The sequence below is a fragment of the Streptomyces sp. NPDC048392 genome, assembly GCF_043200575.1.
Lineage (GTDB): Bacteria > Actinomycetota > Actinomycetes > Streptomycetales > Streptomycetaceae > Streptomyces.
On sequence record NZ_JBICYB010000001.1, the window covers coordinates 698,463 to 718,586 of the forward strand.

At 71.5% G+C, this 20,124-nt stretch carries 16 protein-coding genes and 1 tRNA gene; 7 read left to right on the plus strand and 10 right to left on the minus strand.

Annotated features, from left to right (window positions below; translation table 11 throughout):
- Nucleotides 1–101: 101 nt before the first annotated feature.
- Entirely contained in the window at nt 102–1,034 is a 933-nt protein-coding gene (locus ACGFYH_RS03035; protein WP_393801359.1) for a chitosanase, read from the minus strand.
- Entirely contained in the window at nt 1,031–1,966 is a 936-nt protein-coding gene (locus tag ACGFYH_RS03040) for a rhomboid family intramembrane serine protease (protein ID WP_393801360.1), read from the minus strand. The genes ACGFYH_RS03035 and ACGFYH_RS03040 overlap by 4 nt, the downstream gene beginning before the upstream one ends.
- A 154-nt stretch (nt 1,967–2,120) precedes the next feature.
- Between ACGFYH_RS03040 and ACGFYH_RS03045 the strand changes: the two genes are divergently transcribed.
- Entirely contained in the window at nt 2,121–2,843 is a 723-nt protein-coding gene (locus tag ACGFYH_RS03045) for a vWA domain-containing protein (protein ID WP_393801361.1), read from the plus strand.
- An 89-nt stretch (nt 2,844–2,932) separates the two neighbouring features.
- Here the strand turns inward: ACGFYH_RS03045 and ACGFYH_RS03050 are convergent, their stop codons facing one another.
- A complete protein-coding gene (locus tag ACGFYH_RS03050; RefSeq protein WP_393801362.1) occupies nt 2,933–3,562 on the minus strand; it encodes an SIMPL domain-containing protein in 630 nt (209 codons plus the stop codon).
- A 40-nt stretch (nt 3,563–3,602) separates the two neighbouring features.
- On the minus strand, nt 3,603–4,499 hold the full coding sequence (locus ACGFYH_RS03055) for a hypothetical protein (RefSeq protein ID WP_393801524.1): 897 nt from the start codon (nt 4,497–4,499) through the stop codon (nt 3,603–3,605).
- A 120-nt stretch (nt 4,500–4,619) separates the two neighbouring features.
- Here ACGFYH_RS03055 and ACGFYH_RS03060 point away from each other — a divergent pair, with 120 nt between their 5' ends.
- From ACGFYH_RS03060 to ACGFYH_RS03075, 4 genes are all read left to right on the plus strand, one after another.
- Nucleotides 4,620–4,982 carry a chorismate mutase gene (locus ACGFYH_RS03060; protein WP_393801363.1) on the plus strand — a complete coding sequence of 121 codons (363 nt, stop codon included), beginning with the start codon at nt 4,620–4,622 and terminating at the stop codon, nt 4,980–4,982.
- A 130-nt stretch (nt 4,983–5,112) separates the two neighbouring features.
- Nucleotides 5,113–7,611, plus strand: a complete 2,499-nt coding sequence (pepN, locus tag ACGFYH_RS03065) for an aminopeptidase N (RefSeq protein ID WP_393801364.1) — start codon at nt 5,113–5,115, stop codon at nt 7,609–7,611.
- 708 nt (nt 7,612–8,319) lie between these two features.
- The gene (locus tag ACGFYH_RS03070; RefSeq protein ID WP_393801365.1) at nt 8,320–9,678 is read left to right on the plus strand and encodes a pyridoxal phosphate-dependent decarboxylase family protein; all 1,359 of its coding nucleotides are present in this window, start codon (nt 8,320–8,322) and stop codon (nt 9,676–9,678) included.
- Complete coding sequence (locus ACGFYH_RS03075; protein ID WP_393801366.1) at nt 9,675–11,087, plus strand: lysine N(6)-hydroxylase/L-ornithine N(5)-oxygenase family protein; 1,413 nt, start codon at nt 9,675–9,677, stop codon at nt 11,085–11,087. The genes ACGFYH_RS03070 and ACGFYH_RS03075 overlap by 4 nt, the downstream gene beginning before the upstream one ends.
- Nucleotides 11,088–11,112: 25 nt before the next feature.
- Here ACGFYH_RS03075 and ACGFYH_RS03080 read toward each other — a convergent pair whose 3' ends face one another.
- Complete coding sequence (locus tag ACGFYH_RS03080) at nt 11,113–12,921, minus strand: bifunctional metallophosphatase/5'-nucleotidase (protein ID WP_393801367.1); 1,809 nt, start codon at nt 12,919–12,921, stop codon at nt 11,113–11,115.
- A 248-nt stretch (nt 12,922–13,169) separates the two neighbouring features.
- On the opposite strand from ACGFYH_RS03080, the gene pyk reads away from it, so the two are divergent.
- Nucleotides 13,170–14,600, plus strand: a complete 1,431-nt coding sequence (gene pyk, locus ACGFYH_RS03085) for a pyruvate kinase (protein ID WP_393801368.1) — start codon at nt 13,170–13,172, stop codon at nt 14,598–14,600.
- A gap of 48 nt (nt 14,601–14,648) precedes the next feature.
- On the opposite strand, the gene ACGFYH_RS03090 is transcribed toward pyk, so the two are convergent.
- A tRNA-Leu gene (locus ACGFYH_RS03090) sits at nt 14,649–14,722 on the minus strand.
- A 101-nt stretch (nt 14,723–14,823) separates the two neighbouring features.
- Here ACGFYH_RS03090 and ACGFYH_RS03095 point away from each other — a divergent pair.
- Nucleotides 14,824–15,480 carry an ANTAR domain-containing response regulator gene (locus tag ACGFYH_RS03095; RefSeq protein ID WP_393801369.1) on the plus strand — a complete coding sequence of 219 codons (657 nt, stop codon included), beginning with the start codon at nt 14,824–14,826 and terminating at the stop codon, nt 15,478–15,480.
- Between the two features lie 68 nt (nt 15,481–15,548).
- On the opposite strand, the gene ACGFYH_RS03100 is transcribed toward ACGFYH_RS03095, so the two are convergent.
- Genes ACGFYH_RS03100 through ACGFYH_RS03115 form a run of 4 tightly spaced genes read right to left on the minus strand, consistent with a single transcriptional unit; the run spans nt 15,549 to nt 19,955 of the window.
- Nucleotides 15,549–16,265, minus strand: a complete 717-nt coding sequence (locus tag ACGFYH_RS03100) for an ABC transporter ATP-binding protein (protein WP_393801370.1) — start codon at nt 16,263–16,265, stop codon at nt 15,549–15,551.
- Complete coding sequence (locus tag ACGFYH_RS03105; RefSeq protein WP_393801371.1) at nt 16,262–17,185, minus strand: ABC transporter ATP-binding protein; 924 nt, start codon at nt 17,183–17,185, stop codon at nt 16,262–16,264. The genes ACGFYH_RS03100 and ACGFYH_RS03105 overlap by 4 nt, the downstream gene beginning before the upstream one ends.
- Before the next feature lie 5 nt (nt 17,186–17,190).
- Entirely contained in the window at nt 17,191–19,017 is a 1,827-nt protein-coding gene (locus ACGFYH_RS03110; RefSeq protein WP_393801372.1) for a branched-chain amino acid ABC transporter permease, read from the minus strand.
- A gap of 5 nt (nt 19,018–19,022) precedes the next feature.
- Nucleotides 19,023–19,955, minus strand: a complete 933-nt coding sequence (locus ACGFYH_RS03115) for a branched-chain amino acid ABC transporter permease (RefSeq protein WP_393801373.1) — start codon at nt 19,953–19,955, stop codon at nt 19,023–19,025.
- Nucleotides 19,956–20,124: the final 169 nt, after the last annotated feature.

Here is a 20,124-nt window from a genome sequence, read left to right on the forward strand (position 1 = left end):
GGACGGAACAACCGAAAAGACGTCCCGCACAATGGCGTGCGGAACACTGATGGCGCCTGCCCTGTCCCCGACCGGACAAAGGGGCAGGCGCCGTCGCACGTTCAGGGCACCCGGTAGGTGTCCCCGTACATCTCCCACACCAGTGGCGTCGCCAGCTTCATGTTCCCGGCCGTCAGGAACCGGCGCTGGGCGGTGTCGACGCGGGAGGTGTCGATGCCCGGGCGCTTGGCCTCCATGGCCTGCTTGCGGATGTCCAGGAAGGCGCTCAGGTAGGCCTTCTCGGAGCCGCCCTGCCCCGGTGTCCCGGCCTCGCGCATGGCCCGCTCGCGCAGTCCGTAGAAGCCCTCGGCGTCCGTGTCGGGGCCGTGGAAGACCATCGCGTCGTAGTAGACGAACTGGCCGAGCGTGCCCAGGCCGTCCAGCTTGGCGAGGCGGACCGCCGGTTCGAAGTAGACCCGGTCGCGTTCCTCCTCCTGGGCCGCGCGGAACGCCGGGACCTCAGCCTCCGCCCGCCAGGCCGCCGTGAAGCCGGGGTCCAGGCCCTCGTGGGAGTCGCTGCCGTCGACCTCGCGCAGGGCGGGCAGGTACGCGGCCAGGCCGTTGTCCGGGTGGCCTTCGGTGTAGCGCTCGACCAGGGTGAGCAGATCGTGGGTGCCGGTGCAGAAGCCGATGATGCCCGCGGTGTACCCGTCGCCGTCCCCGAGGTCCTCGATGGTGCCGTAGGCGGTGCGCCAGTCGGTGGTCGAGTTCTCGGCACTGGACACGAGCTGCTCGGCCAGCTCCTTCTTCGCTGGTGCGGCCAGACCCGGCGGCAGGTCGGCGATCAGCGCGTCGTCCGCCTCCCGCTCGGCCTCCTCCCGCTTGTCCTCGGCCCGGTCCTTGGCGTCCGCGCGGGCCGACCCGGTGGCGGCCGACGACGAGGCCGCGGCGGCCGGGGCGCCCGCCGGGTCCGCCGAATCCCCGGGCACGACGAAATACACGCCCGCGGCGATCAGGGGAGCGGCACCGAGGAGGAGTACTCCGGCACGTTTCATAGGGGGATACCTCCGCCTGTCAGTTCGGACACCTTGATCGCCGCCGTCACCGCCATCAGCACCACCAGCCCGGCACCCACGCCGGCCTGCACCGCCACCCGGCGCCCGTCCCGCGGCGCGTACGCGAACGCCAGGGCCAGCGCCCCACCCACCAGCAGACCGCCGACATGGCCCTGCCAGGAGGTGACCGCGGCGGACACCACCAGCCACAGCAGCAGGAACGCCATGAAGCGGTTGACCGAGGCCATGTCCGCGCCCAGCCGGCGGTGCAGCACGTAGTACGCGGCCCCGACGCCGAAGACGGCGCCCGACGCGCCGACCGAGGACTGCCAGGGGTCGGTGAGCACCAGCTCCAGGACGGAGCCGCCGAGCGCCGAGAGCAGATACAGGACGGCGAAACGAACCCGGCCGAGCATCAGCTCCACCACCCGTCCCAGCTGCCACAGCGCGACCATGTTCATCGTGATGTGCAGGATTCCGAACGTCCCCTCGAAAGGCGACACGTGGAGGAACGCGCTGGTGAGCATCCGCTCCCACTCGCCTCCGGCGACACCCTCGATCCGTATCGGCCCCCAGACGAGGTGGGAGCCGTTGTCGGCATAGTAGGTGCCGTCCGGACCGACCAGCCGCGAACCGATCATGGCGAACCGGTCCACGATCTCCGGCCGCACCGTCTCCGCCAGATACGCGAGGACGTTGAGTGCGAACAGCGCGTACGTCACCACGGGCGTCGTCGAGACGCGGCCGCCGGCGATCGTCCGGGCCTGCCGCACCGACCGCGCCCCCTTCCGCACGCACTCGGGGCACTGGTGGCCGACGGGTGCCTCACGCATGCAGTCCGGGCAGATGTACCGCTCGCAGCGGGTGCAGCGGACGTGGCACTCCACCGCGGGATGGCGGTAGCACGTGGTGAAGGTGGACTCGGAATCCACGGGACCGGCTCCTCGGGACGGGCGGACGGTGAGCCGGTGGGGACGGCGGCGAACAAAATAGCGAACGCCGGTGGCACGGCCGGGAGGCGGGGTGGGCGGTGCCGTAGTCTCGGCAGCCGGATGCCGTACGCACGGCGTGACGGGGGGAGTCCACATGGCCGCGATCAGTCTCACCAAGGTGCGGGAGACGGCGCCCGCGCTGGTCGATCTGTACCAGCGCGCCGGAGTGTCGCTGACCAAGCACGGGATGGACGGGGAGCGGGCGGCGGTCTACCTCGTCGTCGACTATTCCGGCTCGATGAGGCAGTACTACAAGGACGGCAGCGTCCAGGGGCTCGCCGACCGGGTGCTCGGACTGTCCGCGCACCTCGACGACGACGGCACCGTGCCGGTGGTGTTCTTCTCCACGGACGTCGACGCCGTCACGGAGATCGCGCTCGCCGACCACCAGGGCCGGATCGAGCGGATCGTGGCCGGTCTCGGGCACATGGGCAAGACCAGCTACCACCTGGCCATGGACGCCGTCATCGACCACTACCTGGACAGCGGCTCCCGCCACCCCGCCCTGGTCGTCTTCCTGACCGACGGCGGGCCGATCAGCCGGCTCGCCGCCGAACGGTACCTGTGCAAGGCGGCGCCGCTGCCGCTGTTCTGGCAGTTCGTCGGCTTCGGCGACCCGGGCAGCCGCCAGTTCGAGTACTTGCGCAGGCTCGACGAGCTGGCGGTGCCCGGCAAGCGGGTCGTCGACAACGCCGGGTTCTTTCACGCGGGCCTCGATCCGCGCAAGGTCACCGACGCCGAGCTCTACGACCGGCTGGTGGGCGAGTTCCCCAAGTGGCTGGTGGCCGCACGCGCCCAGGGCATCGTGCGGCCGTAGCGGACCGGGCTCCGACGGCCGGTGCCCACGGCCGGTGCGGGCGGCCGGTGCCCACGGCCGACGCGGGCGGCCGCGGTCGGTGCCGGCGGTCAGTGCCGCAGGGAGAAGCCCAGCAGCACACCGGCGGACACCTCCACCGAGCCCGGAGCCAGGGCCCCCGACGGCCCGCCGCCCTCGGCGGCGCGGAACGCGGCGAAGGGCTCCGACTCCACGTCCTGGATGTGCAGCACCGGCCCCAGCCGCGCGTCCGCCGCCTCCGCGTACACCTGGGCCTTGCGGCGGGCGGCGGCCACGGCCCTGCGCCGTGCCTCGTCGTGCAGTTCCGGCTTGTCGCGCACGTCGAACTCGACGCCGTCGATCCGGTGCGCGCCCGCGTCGACCATGTCCACGATCAGCCGCTCGAGCTCGTCCAGTGCCTCGGTCTCCACCGAGTACGAGGCCTGGCACCGGTACCCGAGCAGGGTCCGGTCCCCGCCGTGACCGTCGTACTCCGAGCTGAGGCTGAGCCGGGAGCCGGAGACCGAGGCGTCCGGCACGCCGTGCCGGCGCAGCACCTGCCGCAGCCGGGCCACCGCCTCCTCGGCCTTCCGGAAGGCCCGGTCCGGCGACGGTTCCAGCACGTCCACGGCCGGCCGCACCCGTGCCAGCGCCGGTTCGGCCCTTACCGTCCCCGAGCCGAACACGCTGATGCCCCAGGGTTCTTCGATGGCCTGTGTCATACGGGCATTGAAGCAGCGCTCCCGCACCCGGCGGGCCGTATCACGTGTCGCACTCCAGGACCGTCCGGCACAGCCCGCACCGCGCCCGGACCCGCCCCCGCACCGGCACTCCGATCCGCTGGTGGCAGGTGGGGCAGGGGAACGCCACCCGAAGCTGTCCGGGCGCCTGGGCGGTGAAGGCGTACGGGCCGTGCGTCGCGGGGCCCGGGGCGTGCGGGTCCTGGGCGTCGCGGCGGTCCCTGGCATAGCGCCGGCGGCCCGCCCAGCCGGCCGCGGTGAGCGGCGGCTGCTGCCCGTCCCGGCGGGCCCTGGCCAGGCCCTTGCCGTACGCCGTGTAGGCCTGCGGACTCGTGAACCACACCGACGGGTCCTCGCCGAAGACCAGCGCCCGCTTGGCCAGCACGTACCCGAACTCCTCCGGTGTCAGGTACCCCAGCTTCTGCGAGGACGCCGCGTCCTCCCGGTAGGCGTCCAGCAGCAGCCAGCCGGCGCCCAGGTACGTCGTCGCCGTGTCGGTGAGGATCTCGTTGTCCCGGGTACCGGGGAAGGCCAGGCCGAGGCGGTGCAGGTACACGTGCATCACCTCGTGCGCGAGGGCCGCCCCGATGTCCCGGCGATGGGTGCGGAAGCGGTCGTTCAGCTCGATGAAGTACTCGGGGCCCGCCGTGAGTTCGACGTTCGCCGCGTGGGTCATCTCCCGAAAGGAGACGATCATGCGGGCGTCGGGCAGCCGGTAGTGCCGCACCAGCTCGTGGGCCACCCGCTGCGCGCCCGCATACAGGTCGTCGGTGTCGCAGAACGCCACGTCGGCCGGGGCCACGCTGGCCGAGAACTGCCGGACCGTGTCGTGCGACAGGCGCCGGTACAGCGCGGTGACGGCCTCCCGCACCGTCTCCAGGTGCGGGAACCCGTGCTCGACCGGTCCGCCGTTCGCCACGCCCGACCCCCAAGACGTTCGCATCCTGCTCCCACTGTACGAGCTGTACGAGGACCCCACGGCGTTCAGCGCCTGAGACGGTCTGCGGCAACCGGGGCCCCGGCCGTAGGGTGTGCGCCCATGACCACCAGCAACACCGGTACCGGCGCCGTCGACCCGGCCGTCCGCGAGGAGCTGACCCGGCTGCGGGACAGCATCGACAACATCGACGCGGCGGTCGTCCACATGCTCGCCGAGCGCTTCAAGTGCACGCAGCAGGTCGGCCACCTCAAGGCCCGCCACCGGCTGCCGCCCGCCGATCCGGCCCGCGAGGCCGAGCAGATCGCCCGGCTGCGCGCCCTCGCGGAGAGCGCCAAGCTGGACCCGGCGTTCGCCGAGAAGTTCCTGAACTTCATCGTCGCCGAGGTGATCCACCACCACGAGCGCATCGCCGAGGGCAACGGCGGCGGCAGTGGGACCGGCGCGGTGCGGGCCGCCGACTGAGACCGCGTGCGCCCCCGCCCACGGGGGCGCACGCCGGGGGGAGCCCGACGGCCGGCGCGAGGGGGCGGACATACTCCGCGTACCGAACCGCCTCTGTGCCCTGCCCACCGCATCAGGCAGCATGTCGTGCATGTCCGTACTGACGCGCGACGAAGCGCAGACCCGTTCCCGGCTCCTCGACGTCCACCACTACGCGATCGACCTCGATCTGACCCGTGGGGACGAGACCTTCGGCTCCCGGACCGTCATCCGGTTCACCGTCCGCGGCGACACGGACACCGCGGACACCTTCGTCGAGGTGAAGCCCGCCGAGCTGCGCTCCGTCACCCTGGACGGACAACCCCTGGACCCGGACGGCCTGGACGGGAACCGGCTGGCGCTGACGGACCTCGCCCCCGGCGAGCACGAACTGCGCGTCGACGCGGCCATGCGCTACTCCCGCACCGGTGAGGGCATGCACCGCTTCACCGACCCCAGCGACGGCGAGACCTACGTCTACACGCAGCTGTTCATGGACGACGTGCAGCGCCTGTTCGCCGCCTTCGACCAGCCCGACCTCAAGGCCGTCTTCGACCTCGCCGTCACCGCCCCCGAGGGCTGGACCGTCCTCGCCAACGGGATCACCGAGCACACCGGCGACGGCCGCTGGAAGGCCGCCACCACCCCGCTGATCTCGACCTACCTCGTCGCCGTCGCCGCCGGCCCCTGGCACTCCGTGCGCACCGAGCACCGCGGCCTGCCCTTCGGCATCCACTGCCGCCGCTCGCTCGCCCCGCACCTGGACGCCGACGCCGACGAACTGTTCGAGGTCACCCGCGGCTGCTTCGACCGGTACCACGAGAAGTTCACCGAGCCCTACCCCTTCGACTCCTACGACCAGGCGTTCGTCCCCGAGTTCAACGCCGGCGCCATGGAGAACCCCGGACTGGTCACCTTCCGCGACGAGTTCGTCTTCCGGTCCGCCGTCACCGAGACCCAGCGCCAGACCCGCGCCATGGTCATCGCCCACGAGATGGCCCACATGTGGTTCGGCGACCTCGTCACCCTGCGCTGGTGGGACGACATCTGGCTGAACGAGTCCTTCGCCGAGTACATGGGCTACCAGACCACCGCCGAGGCCACCCGCTTCACCGACACCTGGACCGACTTCGGCGTCACCCGCAAGGCCTGGGGCTACGACGCCGACCAGCGCCCCTCCACCCACCCCGTCGCCCCCGAGAACGTCGAGGACACCGCCTCCGCCCTGCTCAACTTCGACGGCATCTCCTACGCCAAGGGCGCCTCCGCCCTGCGCCAGCTCGTCACCTGGCTCGGCGAGAAGGACTTCCTGGCCGGCATCAACATCCACTTCGAGAGGCACAAGTTCGCCAACGCCTCCCTCGCCGACTTCATCGACTCCCTCGCCGCGGCCACCGACCGCGACGTCCACGCCTGGGCCGATGCCTGGCTGCGCACCACCGGCGTCGACACCCTCACCCCGAGCGTCACCGGCGACAACGGCAGCCGCGCCCTCACCGTCCACCGCACCGGCGAGCGGCCCCACCGCATCGCCGTCGGCCTCTACGACCAGGACCCCACCGACGAGGGCCGCCTCGCCCCGCGCGAGCGCCTCGACATCGACGTGCCCCAGGCCGGACCCCGGCCCATCGGCAAGCTCCCCGCCCTGGTCGTCCTCAACGACGGCGACCTGAGCTACGCCAAGGTGCGCTTCGACGCCGAGTCCTTCCGGACGATCCGCGACGGCCTGTCCGGCCTGCCCGACGCGCTCACCCGGGCCGTCGTCTGGAACGCCCTCAGGGACGCCGTCCGCGACGGTGAACTCCCCGCTCGCACCTACCTGGACATCGCCCGCGCCCACCTCCCGTACGAGACCGACCTCGCGCTCGTCGACGGCGTCCTCGCCTTCGCCGCCGGGCAGATCGCCGACCGCTACGTCGGCCCCGAGCAGCGGCCCGCCGCCCTGACCACCCTCGCCGAACTGTGCCGCGACCTCATCCGCCGCACCGAGGACGGCGACCACCCCGGGCTGCGCCTGATCGCCGTACGCCACCGCATCGCCACCGCCGCCCACCCCGACACCATCGCCGCCTGGCTAGCCGACGGCACCGTGCCCGGTGGCCCCGAGCTCGACCCGGAGCTGCGCTGGCGCGTCCTCACCCGGCTCGCCGTCCTCGGTGCCACCGACGAGGCCGCCATCGCCGCCGAGCTCGAACGCGACCCGAGCGCCACCGGCCAGGAGGGCGCCGCCCGCTGCCGCGCCGCGCTGCCCGACGCCGACGCCAAGAGCCGCGCCTGGGAGGCCCTGTTCGGCTCGGACGACCTCTCCAACTACCTGTTCACGGCCACGGCCCAGGGCTTCTGGCAGCCCGAACAGGCCGACCTGGTGCGCGCGTACGTGCCGCGCTACTACGCCGAGGCCGTCGCGCTCGCCGCCCGCCGCGGCCCCGCCATCGCCGACGCCGCCGGCCGCTGGGCCTTCCCCGCCCACGCCGTCGACGCGGACAACCTGCGCCTGGGCCGGGAGTGCCTGAACGACGCCGACCCGATCCCCGCCCTGCGCCGCAAGCTCGCCGACCAGCTCGACGACCTGGCGCGCGCGTTGCGGGTACGGGAGACGGGCACGCGCTGATCCCGCGGGCGGCCGGTGCGCCGTGCCGGGTCCGGTGACGGGCGGTGGGGAGTTCCCGGCCGTGCTCCGTGGCGGGGAGCCACCGGACCGGGTGCGGCGGGCGTGCGCTCGTCCGGGCAACGGCCGGTGTCCTCCCGGCGGTACGGGCGTCCGGCCGCAGGGGGCCGGCCGGCCGCCGGTGCGGGGCCGCGGGCGGCGGCACACGCCGACCGAGGCGGCGGCCGGTGCGGCAGGTGCGCGGTGTGCGGTGCGTGGTGCGGCACGTGCGGCCGGTGTGGCAGGCGGACCGCGTCGGCGGTGTGGGCCTGTGGGCGGTGTGGACTGTGTCGACCGCGTCGGCGGTGTGGGCGGTGAGGGCCTGTGGGCCGTGCCGACCGACCACTGCGACCGTCTCGACTGCGGCGACCGTCTCGGCTGCGGCGACCGCAGCGACCGCGGCAACCGTGTCGATCGCGGCAACCGTGTCGATCGCGGCAGCCGTGTCGACCGCAGTGACCGCAGTGACCACAGTGACCGTGTCGGCCGGTGCGGCCGGTGGGGCCGGTGCGACCGGTGTGGCCGGGCGGGCCGGGTCGGGTCCGGCGTGGGTCGCCTCCCTGGGCAGGCCGCCCGGATACCCCTTTCGGGTTGTGAACGTTGGGCTGTCCGGGCGTACGGGCGCGTTCGCGTCCAAGCTGGAGTCCCCGTCCCGCGCCCGGAGGACAGCCCATGGGCATGCCGCCCCTCGCCTCGGGCCCGCACGGCACCGACGCCCTGCGGCCCCTGCTCGACACCGTGCTCGACGCCCTGCGTACCGGCACGGCCGCACGCGGCGGCCCGCTGCCCGCGGGCGGCCCCGGCGCCGTCGCGGCCCGGGTGGCGGACGCGGCCGGTGAGATCCTGCCGGACCGGGGCGACCCCGAGGCGCTCCGTGCCCTCGTCACCGCGCTCGCCCAGGGCGCCGCCGACCCCGCCCACCCCCTGTGCGCCGCCCATCTGCACGGCCCGCCCCTCGCCGTAGCCGCGGCCGCCGACCTCGCCGCGAGTGTCCTCAACCCCTCCCTCGACTCCTGGGACCAGGCACCCGCCGCCTCCGCGCTGGAGGCCCTCGTCACCCACGCCCTCGCCCGGGAGACCGGCGCCGCCGACGCCGTCGTCACCACCGGCGGCACCGAGTCCAACCAGCTCGCCGTCCTGCTCGCCCGCGAAGCGCGCGGCGCCGGACTGCGGCTGGTCCACGGTGCCAACGCCCACCACTCGCTGCCCCGCGCCGCCTGGCTGCTCGGGCTGCCCGAACCCGTCGTCGTCCCCGCCCCCGCCGGCACCCTCGACCCCGCCGCCCTCGACGTGGCGCTCACCCAGGTCCCCGGACCGCACCTCGTCGCCGCCACCGCGGGAACCACCGACGCCGGGCTCATCGATCCGCTGCCCGAGATCACCGGCCGCTGCACCGCCCACGGCGCCCGCCTGCACGTCGACGCCGCCTACGGCGCGGGCCTCCTCTTCAGCGACCGGCACCGCGCACGGCTCGCGGGACTGGAGGGCGCCGACACCGTCGCCCTGGACCTGCACAAGCTCGGCTGGCAGCCGATCCCCGCCGGTCTGCTCACGGTCGCGGACGCCGGCGACCTCAGGGCGCTCCACCACCGCGCCGACTACCTCAACGCCGACGACGACACCGAAGCGGGCCTGCCCGATCTCCTCGGCCGCTCCCCGCGCACCAGCCGCCGCCCCGACCTCCTCAAGACCGCCGTCACCCTCAAAACCCTGGGCCGCACCGGACTCGGCGCCCTCGTCGACGCGGTCTGCTCCCTCGCCCAGGAGTTCGCCGGCCTGGTCGAGACCCGCCCCGGCCTCGAACTGCACGCCCCGCCCACCATCAGCACGGTCCTGTTCCGGCCAGTAGACGCCACCGACGACGCCGTCGCCGCCGTACGCCGCACGCTGCTCACCACCGGCCGAGCCGTCCTCGGCCGCGCCCGCGCCGACGGCCGGCTCTGGCTCAAGGCGACCCTCCTCAACCCCCACACCCGACCAGACGACCTCGCAGCACTCCTGACGCTCGTGGAAGGACACGTCCCGCGATGAACACTCCGGCGCACCACAGCCCCGACGCCCCCCGCGATCTCGTCGGCATCGGCATCGGCCCCTTCAACCTCTCCCTCGCGGCCCTCGCCGACCCCCTCGCCGGCCTCGACGCCGTCTTCTACGACCAGCGCCCCGCCTTCCACTGGCACCCCGGCCTGCTCATCGACGGCGCACGCGTCCAGGTCCCCTTCCTCGCCGACCTGGTCACCCTCGCCGACCCGGCGAGCCCCTGGACCTTCCTCAACCACCTCAGGGCCAGAGAGCGGCTCTTCCCGTTCTACTTCGCCGAGCGGTTCCACATCGAGCGCAACGAGTACGACGCCTACTGCCGCTGGGTCGCCGGTGGCCTGCCCTCCCTCCGCTTCCACCACCAGGTCGACGCGGTCCGCTGGAACCCCGAACGCGACCTCTTCGAGGTCGACTACACCCAGCTCGACGCCGACGGAGAGGCCGAGGCCCTCGGCCGCACCCACACCAGGAACGTCGTTCTCGGCGTCGGCACCGAACCCCACGTCCCCGACCCGCTCAGGCCCCTCGTCGACGCTCCCGGCGTCCCCGTCGTCCACGCCGCCGACTACCTCGGCCACCGCGACGCGCTCCTGGCCGCCGGGCACGTCACCGTCATCGGCACCGGCCAGTCCGGCGCGGAGGTCTTCCTCGACCTGCTCCGCCACCGGCCCGCCGGCCGGGAGCGGCTGCACTGGCTCGGCCGCACCGAGGCCTTCGCGCCCATGGAGTACTCCAGGCTCGGCCTGGAGCACTTCACCCCGGACTACACCCGCTACTTCCACGGTCTGGCCGAACCGGTCCGCGACCGCCTCGTGGCCGCCCAGTGGCAACTGCACAAGGGCATCGACGCCGACACCACCGCCGCCATCCACGACGAGCTCTACCGCCGCACCCTCGACGGCGGCTGGCCCGACGCCACCCTCACGCCCGGCGTCCAGGTCCGCACCGCCGGCCGCATCGCCACCACCCGGGTGGAACTCCACCTGGAACACGAGCAGCAGAGGACCCGCTCCCGCCTCACCACCGACGCCGTCGTGCTCGCCACCGGCTACCGCGAACGCCCCCTCGGCCGTGTCCTCGCCGGCCTCGACCCCTACATGCGGCGCGACAGCCGGGAGCGCCCCCGCGTCGACGACCGCTTCCGCCTCGTCCTCGACCCCTCCGTCACCGGCTCCGTCTACGTCCAGAACGCCGAGACGCACACCCACGGGGTCGGCGCGCCCGACCTGGGCCTCGCCGCCTGGCGCAGCGCGACCATCCTCAACGACCTGACGGGGCAGGAGCCGTACCCGCTGCCCGGCCGCACCGCCTTCACCACCTTCGGACTGGAGAACGGCCGGCCCCAGATCCCGTCCGCGCGCCACCACCGGGCGCTCACCCCGCTGGCGGACGGAATCTGAGGCCGGCCGAGGGCCGGGAGGCGGCTCAGAACACCGGCGTGCCGTTCCGCGTCAACGACCAGTCGAGGGACGCGAAGTCCTCCGGGTCCAGCACCCCCTTCGCGGTCGCCCACTCCGCGATCCGCGTGCGGATCTCCGTCGACTCCGACCACAGCTCCTTGGCCGACGCCACGTGCGGGAAGGCACCGCCGCCGTTGGCCCGGTAGTTGTTCACGGCCAGCACGAACTGCCCGCCGTCGTCCAGCGGAGCACCGCCGTGGGTGAGGTTCCTGATCCGCGACCCGGGAGCCTGGGCGACGTCGATCTCGTACTTCAGCCCCGACACGTAGTCGTAGTTGTAGTCCGGGCGGCCGTTCGCGTTCGTCAGCTTGTCCACGTCCACCGGCGCACCGGCGGCCGTCTGCACGTAGTACTCCGCCGAGTACTCCAGGTACGCCCGCAGCTGCGCGCCCGTCATCAGCTTCGCGACCAGCGTGTTGTCGTACACGTACAGGCCCGACAGGTCCCGGATCGTCACGTCGCCGGCCGGGATCTCGGAGGTGCGCGAGAAGGGCGAGGCCTGGGCCAGGACCGGCAGCGACGCGTACTCCGTGCCCGCCAGTGCCTCCTTGACCACGTCCTCCTGCACCTTGGTGATCAGGTCGATGATCGGGGCGTCCTTGTACCGGGCATCGAGCGTCGTCAGCGTCTCGGTGGCGGTGCCGACGACCTGGTTGACGTACGCCACGACCTTCGCGTGCTCGTCCGTCAGCAGCTTAGTGATCCTCGGGTCGTCGGCGACCGTGTTGGAGTTCCGCAGCGAGGCCCTGACCGACTCGACGTGCCAGCGGCCTCGCTCGAAGGCCAGTTCGAAGTCGAAGAGGGTGAGCCGTTCGGCGTAGCACAGCGGCTCCGACAGCACGACCGTCTTCCCGGTCTTCTCGTTGACGACCTTCAGCTCCGCGATCTCCTCGTGCGCGTGACCGACGAGGATCGCGTCGATGCCCGGAACCTGCCTGGCCACGTTGGCCGCCGCGTTCTCGACGTACGGGACCTGGTCACCGTAGGAGGACGTGCCCGACGAGCCGGAGTGCGCCGAGACGACCACCACGTCCGCGCCCATCGAGCGCAGCTTCGGCACCCACTTGGCAGCCTGCTCCTCGAGCCCGGGGAAGGCCAGCTTCCCCTGCACGTACGCCTTGTCCCAGATCGCGATGCCCGGGTTGGTCAGCCCCAGCACCGCCACCCTCACCGGCGGCGCGCCCTTCACCCGGAACGTCTTCATGAAGTACGGCGGGAAGGCGGGCCTCAGGGTCTTCGCGTCGACGGCGTTCGCGCCGAGCAGCGGGAAGTCGCACTGCTCCTCGAACTTGCGCAGCGTCTCGATGCCGTAGTTGAACTCGTGGTTGCCGAGCGCCACGGCGTCGTAGCCGATGGCGTTCATCGCCTGTGCCATCGGGTGCACCGGTCCGCCCTCGGCGGTGATCGGGTCCACCTTCGCGTAGTAGTACGTCAGCGGCGTGCCCTGGATGGTGTCGCCCGCGTCCAGCAGCAGCGTGTTGTGGCGGCCCTTCTCCTCGCGGACCTGGTTCACCAGGGTGGAGATCCGGCCGAGGCCCTGGGCGTTGCCCGCGGGGTCCTGGTACTCGGCGTCCTTGAAGTAGTCCCAGTTGAACACGTGTCCGTGCAGGTCGGTCGTGCCGAGCACGGTCAGCGCGTACCGCTTGGGCTTCCGGTGGCCCCGGTGCGCGGGGACCGCCGCCTCGGCCGCCGGAGCCGCCGCCGCGCCGGCCAGTGCGACCCCCGCCCCCGTCACGGCGGACCTGCTCAGGAACTTCCGGCGGTTCAGCGGCATGGCGGGTTCTCCTTGGCGGCACGGCATCAACAACGCGCGTAGATTCCTGCGTGATCACCGTGCGTGTCAACAGCTGGTCGCTCACTTGCCCGAAAGGCGCATTAAAAGCCGTCCGCAAGCCGTCCGGAATGCTCATCGGAGCGCCCAGGTGCGCAATTCAACACTTGTCAATAACCCTTTGCTCAAAGGTCGTTGCGTGGTCATACCCGGCCAATTCGCTACTGGTCGGTAAGTCTTAGGCTCGACTCATGCGCCGAGCGAAGATCGTCTGCACTCTTGGGCCCGCCACCGACTCGTACGACCAGATCAAGGACCTGGTCGACGCCGGAATGGACATCGCCCGCTTCAATTTCAGCCACGGCACCCACGCCGAACACGAGGAGCGGTACCACCGGGTCCGCAAGGCGTCCGACGAGACCGGCCGCAGTGTCGGCACCCTCGCGGACCTTCAGGGTCCGAAGATCCGCCTCGGCCACTTCGTGGAAGGTCCCGTACTCCTTGAACGCGGCGACCGTTTCACCATCACCGTCGAGGAGGGCGTCGAGGGCGACCGCCACACCTGCGGCACCACCTACGCGGGCCTCGCCGACGACGTCGCCCCGGGTGAACGCGTCCTCGTCGACGACGGCAAGGTCTGCCTGGAGGTGACCGGCGTCGACGGGCCCCGGGTCCGCACGAAGGTGGTCGAGGGCGGCATGGTCTCCGACCACAAGGGCCTCAACCTGCCGGGCGTCGCGGTCTCCGTCCCCGCCCTCTCCAAGAAGGACGAGGACGACCTGCGCTTCGCGCTGCGAGGCGGCTTCGACGTGATCGCGCTGTCCTTCGTGCGCAGCGGGCGGGATGTCCTCGACGTCCACCGCATCATGGACGAGGAGGGCCGCCGCCTCCCCGTCATCGCCAAGGTCGAGAAGCCGCAGGCCGTGGAGAACATCGAGGACATCGTCGCGGCCTTCGACGGCATCATGGTCGCCCGGGGCGACCTCGGCGTCGAGATGCCCCTTGAACAGGTGCCGATCGTCCAGAAGCGCGCCGTCAAGCTGGCCAGGCGCAACGCCAAGCCGGTCATCGTCGCCACCCAGATGCTCGACTCCATGATCGACCACGCCCGTCCGACCCGCGCGGAGGCCTCCGACGTCGCCAACGCGGTGATCGACGGCACGGACGCGGTGATGCTGTCCGGCGAGACCAGCGTCGGCAAGCACCCGACCGACACGGTGCGCACGATGGCCCGGATCGTCGAAGCGGCCGAGGAGGACATCCTGGCCAGGGGGCTGCCCCCGCTGACCGAGCGCAACAAGCCCCGCACCCAGGGCGGCGCCGTCGCCCGTGCGGCGGCGGAGATGGGCGACTTCCTCGACGCCAGGTTCCTGGTCGCCTTCACCCAGTCGGGCGACACCGTCCGCCGCCTCTCCCGCTACCGCTCACCCATCCCGCTGCTCGCCTTCACCCCCGAACCGGCGACGCGTTCGCAGCTGAGCCTGACCTGGGGTGTGGAGACCTTCCTGGGGCCGCACGTGGACTCCACGGACGCGATGGTCGACCAGGTGGACGAACTGCTCACCAGGTACGGGCGCTGCGAGAAGGGTGACGTCGTGGTCATCACGGCCGGCTCGCCGCCCGGGGTGTCGGGCACCACGAACCTGGTGCGGGTGCACCACATCGGGGAGGACGACAGCTGAACGGGTGCCCCCGCCACCTCTGGGGGTGCCTTCGAAACGAAGGTAAAGTGCCCCGGGTGGGACTCGAACCCACACTGAATGCCTTTTGAGGGCATCGTCTCTGCCGATTGGACTACCGGAGCCTCTTCGAACCGAAGGTCAGTGTAGCCCCTCGGTGACTCAAACATACAGGAGCTAGGTAGGCTCTTGTCAGCAGTACCCATGCCCCGAACGAGGAGCTCACGTGACCGCCCCCGAGCCGCCCCAGCCCGTAGACGTGCCCGACGACGACCAGTCGCACGTGCCTCCGCTGACGACCCGCGTCGTCATCGCCGAGGACGAGGCGCTCATCCGGCTGGACCTCAAAGAGATGCTGGAGGAGGAGGGGTACTCCGTCGTCGGCGAGGCCGGTGACGGTGAGCAGGCCGTGGAGCTGGCCCGCGAGCACAAGCCCGACCTGGTGATCCTCGACGTGAAGATGCCCAAGCTGGACGGTATCTCCGCGGCGGAGAAGATCGCCGAGGAGGGCATCGCGCCGGTGCTGATGCTGACCGCCTTCTCGCAGCGCGACCTGGTGGAGCGGGCCCGGGACGCCGGGGCGATGGCGTACCTCGTGAAGCCGTTCAGCAAGAGCGACGTCGTACCGGCGATCGAGATGGCCGTCTCGCGCTTCACGGAGCTGAAGGCGCTGGAGAAGGAGGTCGCCGACCTCAGCCTGCGCCTGGAGACCCGCAAGCTGGTGGACCGCGCCAAGTCGGTACTGCAGACGGAGTACGGCCTCACCGAGCCGGCCGCCTTCCGGTGGATCCAGAAGACCTCCATGGACCGGCGGATGTCGATGCAGCAGGTGGCCGAGGCGGTCATCCAGGACGCCGAGGAGAAGAAGGCGTCCAAGGGCTGAGCCCTCCGACCACGACGAGGCCCGCGTCCCCGGTGTGGGGCGCGGGCCTCGTCCGTCGCCGCGGAGGGTCAGTCCTCGCCGAGGTAGGCCTTGCGGACCGACTCGTCGTGGAGCAGGTCCTGGCCGCTGCCGGACAGGACGATGTTGCCGACCTCCATGACGTGGCCGTGGTCGGCCAGGGACAGCGCGGCCTGGGCGTTCTGCTCGACGAGCAGGATGGTGGTGCCCTGGGACTTCAGCTCGGCGATCGTCGCCATGATCTTCTGCATCATGATCGGCGAGAGGCCCATGGAGGGCTCGTCGAGCATGAGCAGCTTGGGCTGGGACATCAGGGCCCGGCCCATGGCGAGCATCTGCTGCTCCCCGCCGGACAGGGTGCCCGCGGCCTGTCTGCGGCGTTCACCGAGGATCGGGAAGAGGTCGTAGGCGCGCCGGATGTCCTTCTCGATGCCCGCCTTGTCGCTGCGCAGGAAGGCGCCGAGGCGCAGGTTGTCCGCGATCGTCATGCGCGGGAAGATGTGCCGCCCCTCGGGCGAGTGGGCGAGCCCCAGGGAGACGATCTGGTGGGCCGGGACCTTCTTGAGCGACTTGCCGCCGAACTTGATCTGGCCGCCGACCGGCTTCAGCAGGCCGGAGAGGGTGCGCAGGGTCGTGGTCTTGCCGGCGCCGTTGGTGCCGATGAGGGTGACCACCTCACCGGCGTCCACCTTGAAGGAGATTCCCTTGACGGCCTCGATCTTGCCGTAGGCGACGCGGAGGTCCTCGACCTCGAGCAGTGCGGTCATCGGTCGCTCTCCTTGCCGGCCGCGGTGTCCCCGGTGGTGTCGGCCTGGCCGGCCCGGCCGGTCTCGGCGGCCTCCACCTCGGCCGCCTCCGCGGCGCCGGGGTCGTTCTCGAAAGGTTCGCCGAGGTAGGCGGCGACGACGCGTTCGTCTCCCTGCACCGTGGCGCTGTCGCCCTCGACGAGCTTCTCGCCCTGCACGAGCACGGCGACGCGGTCGCAGAGATTGAAGATGAACCGCATGTCGTGCTCGATGACCAGGACGGCGATGCCCTTGTCACGGATGGCGAAGACCAACTCCTCGGTGGCCCGCGTCTCCTGGGGGTTCATGCCGGCCGTCGGTTCGTCCAGGAGCAGCAGCCCCGGCTCGCTGGCGAGGGCACGGGCGATCTCCAGCTTGCGCTGCTCGCCGTAGGGCAGATTGCGCGCGAGGTGCTCGGCCTTGCTCGCCAGACCCACGAAGTCCAGGAGCTCCATGGCGCGTTCCCGCGAGGCGGCCTCGGCCCGGTGGAAGCCGGGGCCGCGCAGGACGGCCGACCAGAAGCCCTCCCTGGTCCGCGTGTGCCGGCCGACGAGGACGTTCTCCAGGACCGTCATGTTGGCGAACAGACGGATGTTCTGGAACGTACGGGCGATGCCCGCGGCGGTGACCTTGAAGGACTTTGCGGGCAGGATCCGGTCCTTGTAGCGGACCTCGCCCTCGGTCGGTGTGTAGAGACCGGTCAGGCAGTTGAAGAAGGTCGTCTTGCCGGCGCCGTTGGGTCCGATCAGACCGACGATCTCACCGCTGTCGACGGTGAGGTCGACGTTGTTCACGGCGGTGAGTCCGCCGAAGCGCATGGTGACGCCGCGCGCGTCGAGGAGGGTGGCGCCGGGGGCCGAGGCGCCCGGGGCGGTGTCCTTGGTGGTGGTGTCGGTGGTCATGGTGGTCAGGCCCCTGTCTTGCTCAGGACTGTGGGCGCTTCGGCCTCTTCGTGGAACTCCAGCTTGCGGCGCCGGTTGGCGATGAGCCCCTCAGGGCGGAAGCGCATCAGCAGGACGAGCGCGAGTCCGAAGGCGAAGAGCTGGTAGTCGTCGAGGAACTGGAGCTTGTTGGGAATCAGGAACAGCAGTGCCGCACCGATGAGCGGACCGGCGATGGTGCCCATACCGCCGAGCACGACCGCGGCGAGCAGGAAGGCCGAGTTGGGCGGGGTGGTACCGGCGAAGAGGTACTGCTCGGGCGTGACGGTGTAGGTGACGTGCGCCTGGACGGTGCCGGCGAGCCCGGCGAGCGAGGCGCCGACGGCGAACGCGATGAGCTTCACGCGGAAGCCGTTGATGCCCATGGCGAGCGCGGCGGTCTCGTCCTCGCGGATGGCGACCCAGGCGCGGCCGATGCGGGAGTCGCCGCTGCGCCGGAAGACGAGGACGACGACGGCCGTGATGATGAGCATCAGCAGGAAGTAGTTGGCGAACCGGCCGAGGGTGAAGCCGCCGATGTCGTGCGCGACACCGAGGTCGAAACCGAGGACGTCGAGATCGGGGATGGACGAGATGCCGTTGGAGCCGTTGGTGACGTCCGGGCCCGAGGTGCCGTCCAGGTTGTTGGCGGTGATCCGGAAGATCTCACCGAAGCCGAGCGTCACGATGGCGAGGTAGTCGCCGCGCAGCCGCAGCGTGGGCGCGCCGATCAGGACGCCGAACACCAGGGAGGCGGCGGCGCCGACCAGGACGGCGGCCCAGAAGGGCAGGTGCAGGTCGAAGGGCGAGCTGGGGGAGCCGGAGACCATGGAGGCGGCGTAGGCGCCGACGCCGAGGAAGGCCACGTAACCGAGGTCCAGCAGGCCGGCGAGGCCGACGACGATGTTCAGGCCGAGCGCGACCGTGGCGAAGATCAGGATGTAGACGCCGAGGGTGGCGTACTGGTCGTCGGACTGGGTGAAGGGGAAGCAGGCCGCCGCGATGAAGGCGCCGCAGACGGTGATGTTCTGGTGCCGGGAGGTGATCTCGGTGGCCTGCCTGACCAGACCGGACCGGTGGAGGGCGGTGAAGCCGAAACCGGCGACGATCAGGAAGCCGACGAAGAGCTCGTCGTACTCGGTGCCGATGCCGTAGGTGAAGACGAGGAGGGCCAACGCGAGGACCGCGACGATGATCAGGATCTCGGCGTAGGAGGGCAGCGCGCGCACGGGGCGCGGGTCACCGGAGGAGAAGGCCGTTCTGACGGACTGCCAGTTGCGTGAGGCGGTGTGCTTGAACTGGTCCCAGCCGGTGTCGTCGGGGTCGAACGGGTCGGGCTCGGGCCGCTCGAAGGGCAGGGCGAGGGCGCCCAGGAACGCGACGAGGGTGACGGCCGCGGCGACGTACCCGCCGGGTTCGAGGTTGACGACGCCACCGAGCTGGGCGCTGATCGCGATGACCGTGTACCAGGTGGTGGCGAAGGCGGCGAGCGCGGCGAACTTGAGCGCAGCGTCGGCACCCGCGGGCGCGAGCCAGCGCAGCCCCTTGACGTCGTATGACGCGAGGCCGAAGAGGGCGGTGAGGGCACCGGCGATCAGCACCAGGACCTGCAGGCCGCCCGGGTAGCCGTAGACGGTGAGGTCACCGGGGAACTCGGCGGTCCACGTCCAGGCGAGGAACGTGGAGACGACGGTGAGGACGCCGCCGCCGGTGGCGAGGGCACGGCCGGTTGGCGCGGGTATGCCGATGAGGCCGGAGGTGTCGCCCGCGGCGGGGGCGCCGGTGCTCTTCGGCGCGGTGGTCTGTGTGGTCATCGGTGTCACGCCCTGTCCGCAACGCGTTCGCCGAGCAGGCCCTGGGGCCTGAACAACAGCACGAGGATGAGGAGGATGAAGGCCCAGACGTCTGCCCAGGACTGGCTGCCGAACTGGTCCAGGCCGGGTACGTCGGCGATGTAGGCCGTGGCCAGGGTCTCGGCGATGCCGAGGACGACGCCGCCGATCATGGCGCCGTAGATGTTGCCGATACCGCCGAGGACGGCCGCGGTGAAGGCCTTGAGACCGAGGATGAAGCCCATCTTGAACTCGATCTGGCCGTACTTGAGTCCGTAGGCCACGGCTCCGACGGCCGCGAAGACGGCGCCGAGCGCGAACGCGACGACGATGATGCGGTCGGTGTTGACGCCCATCAGCTTGGCGGTGTCCGGGTCCTGGGCGGTGGCCTGCATGCCCCGTCCCGTGCGGGTGCGCATCACGAAGAACCCGAGGATGGCCATGCTCACCGGGGCGGCTGCGAACAGGAAGATGTCGCCGGTCTGGAGGGTGACGCTGCCGATGTGGAAGGGGCCGCCGTCGATCTGCGGGAAGGTCCGTGCCGACTTGGCGTCCGGGTACCAGGCCCACACCGCCTGCTGGAGGGCGAGCGAGAGGCCGATGGCGGTGATGAGGGGTGCCAGGCGGGGAGCGCCGCGCAGGGGCCGGTAGGCGAACCGTTCCGCCCCGACGGCGACGGTGACGGAGACCATCACGGCGCCGAGGAGCATCAGGGGCAGGGCGATCAGCATGGAGGTGCCGTCGGGCAGGATGTACAAGTAGACCGTGAGCGCGCCGAAGGCGCCGGTCATGAAAATCTCGCCGTGGGCGAAGTTGATGAGCTGGACAATGCCGTAGACCATTGTGTAGCCGATGGCGATCAGCCCGTACATGGATCCCAGTAGCAGGCCGTTGACCAGCTGCTGCGGCAGTTCGTTCACCGCATGTCCTCCGAGACTTTCGGACGTTCGACGGATGTGGCCGGATGCGAGTCCGGGGGGGGGGGCGGGGGGACAGCGCCCCCCCCGGGGGGGGGGGGGTGGTGGGGGGGGGGGGGTGGGGGTGGGGGGGGGTGGCGGCCATCACGGCGCCCCACCCCCCCGGCGACGC

Bases quoted from the DNA above. Each gene is read 5' to 3' on its own strand.
- ACGFYH_RS03110 (WP_393801372.1), bottom strand. From the start codon at position 19,017: ATGACCACACAGACCACCGCGCCGAAGAGCACCGGCGCCCCCGCCGCG.
- pyk (WP_393801368.1), top strand. From the start codon at position 13,170: ATGCGCCGAGCGAAGATCGTCTGCACTCTTGGGCCCGCCACCGACTCG.
- ACGFYH_RS03045 (WP_393801361.1), top strand. From the start codon at position 2,121: ATGGCCGCGATCAGTCTCACCAAGGTGCGGGAGACGGCGCCCGCGCTG.
- ACGFYH_RS03060 (WP_393801363.1), top strand. From the start codon at position 4,620: ATGACCACCAGCAACACCGGTACCGGCGCCGTCGACCCGGCCGTCCGC.
- pepN (WP_393801364.1), top strand. From the start codon at position 5,113: ATGTCCGTACTGACGCGCGACGAAGCGCAGACCCGTTCCCGGCTCCTC.
- ACGFYH_RS03100 (WP_393801370.1), bottom strand. From the start codon at position 16,265: ATGACCGCACTGCTCGAGGTCGAGGACCTCCGCGTCGCCTACGGCAAG.
- ACGFYH_RS03035 (WP_393801359.1), bottom strand. From the start codon at position 1,034: ATGAAACGTGCCGGAGTACTCCTCCTCGGTGCCGCTCCCCTGATCGCC.
- ACGFYH_RS03050 (WP_393801362.1), bottom strand. From the start codon at position 3,562: ATGACACAGGCCATCGAAGAACCCTGGGGCATCAGCGTGTTCGGCTCG.
- ACGFYH_RS03075 (WP_393801366.1), top strand. From the start codon at position 9,675: ATGAACACTCCGGCGCACCACAGCCCCGACGCCCCCCGCGATCTCGTC.
- ACGFYH_RS03105 (WP_393801371.1), bottom strand. From the start codon at position 17,185: ATGACCACCGACACCACCACCAAGGACACCGCCCCGGGCGCCTCGGCC.
- ACGFYH_RS03080 (WP_393801367.1), bottom strand. From the start codon at position 12,921: ATGCCGCTGAACCGCCGGAAGTTCCTGAGCAGGTCCGCCGTGACGGGG.
- ACGFYH_RS03070 (WP_393801365.1), top strand. From the start codon at position 8,320: ATGGGCATGCCGCCCCTCGCCTCGGGCCCGCACGGCACCGACGCCCTG.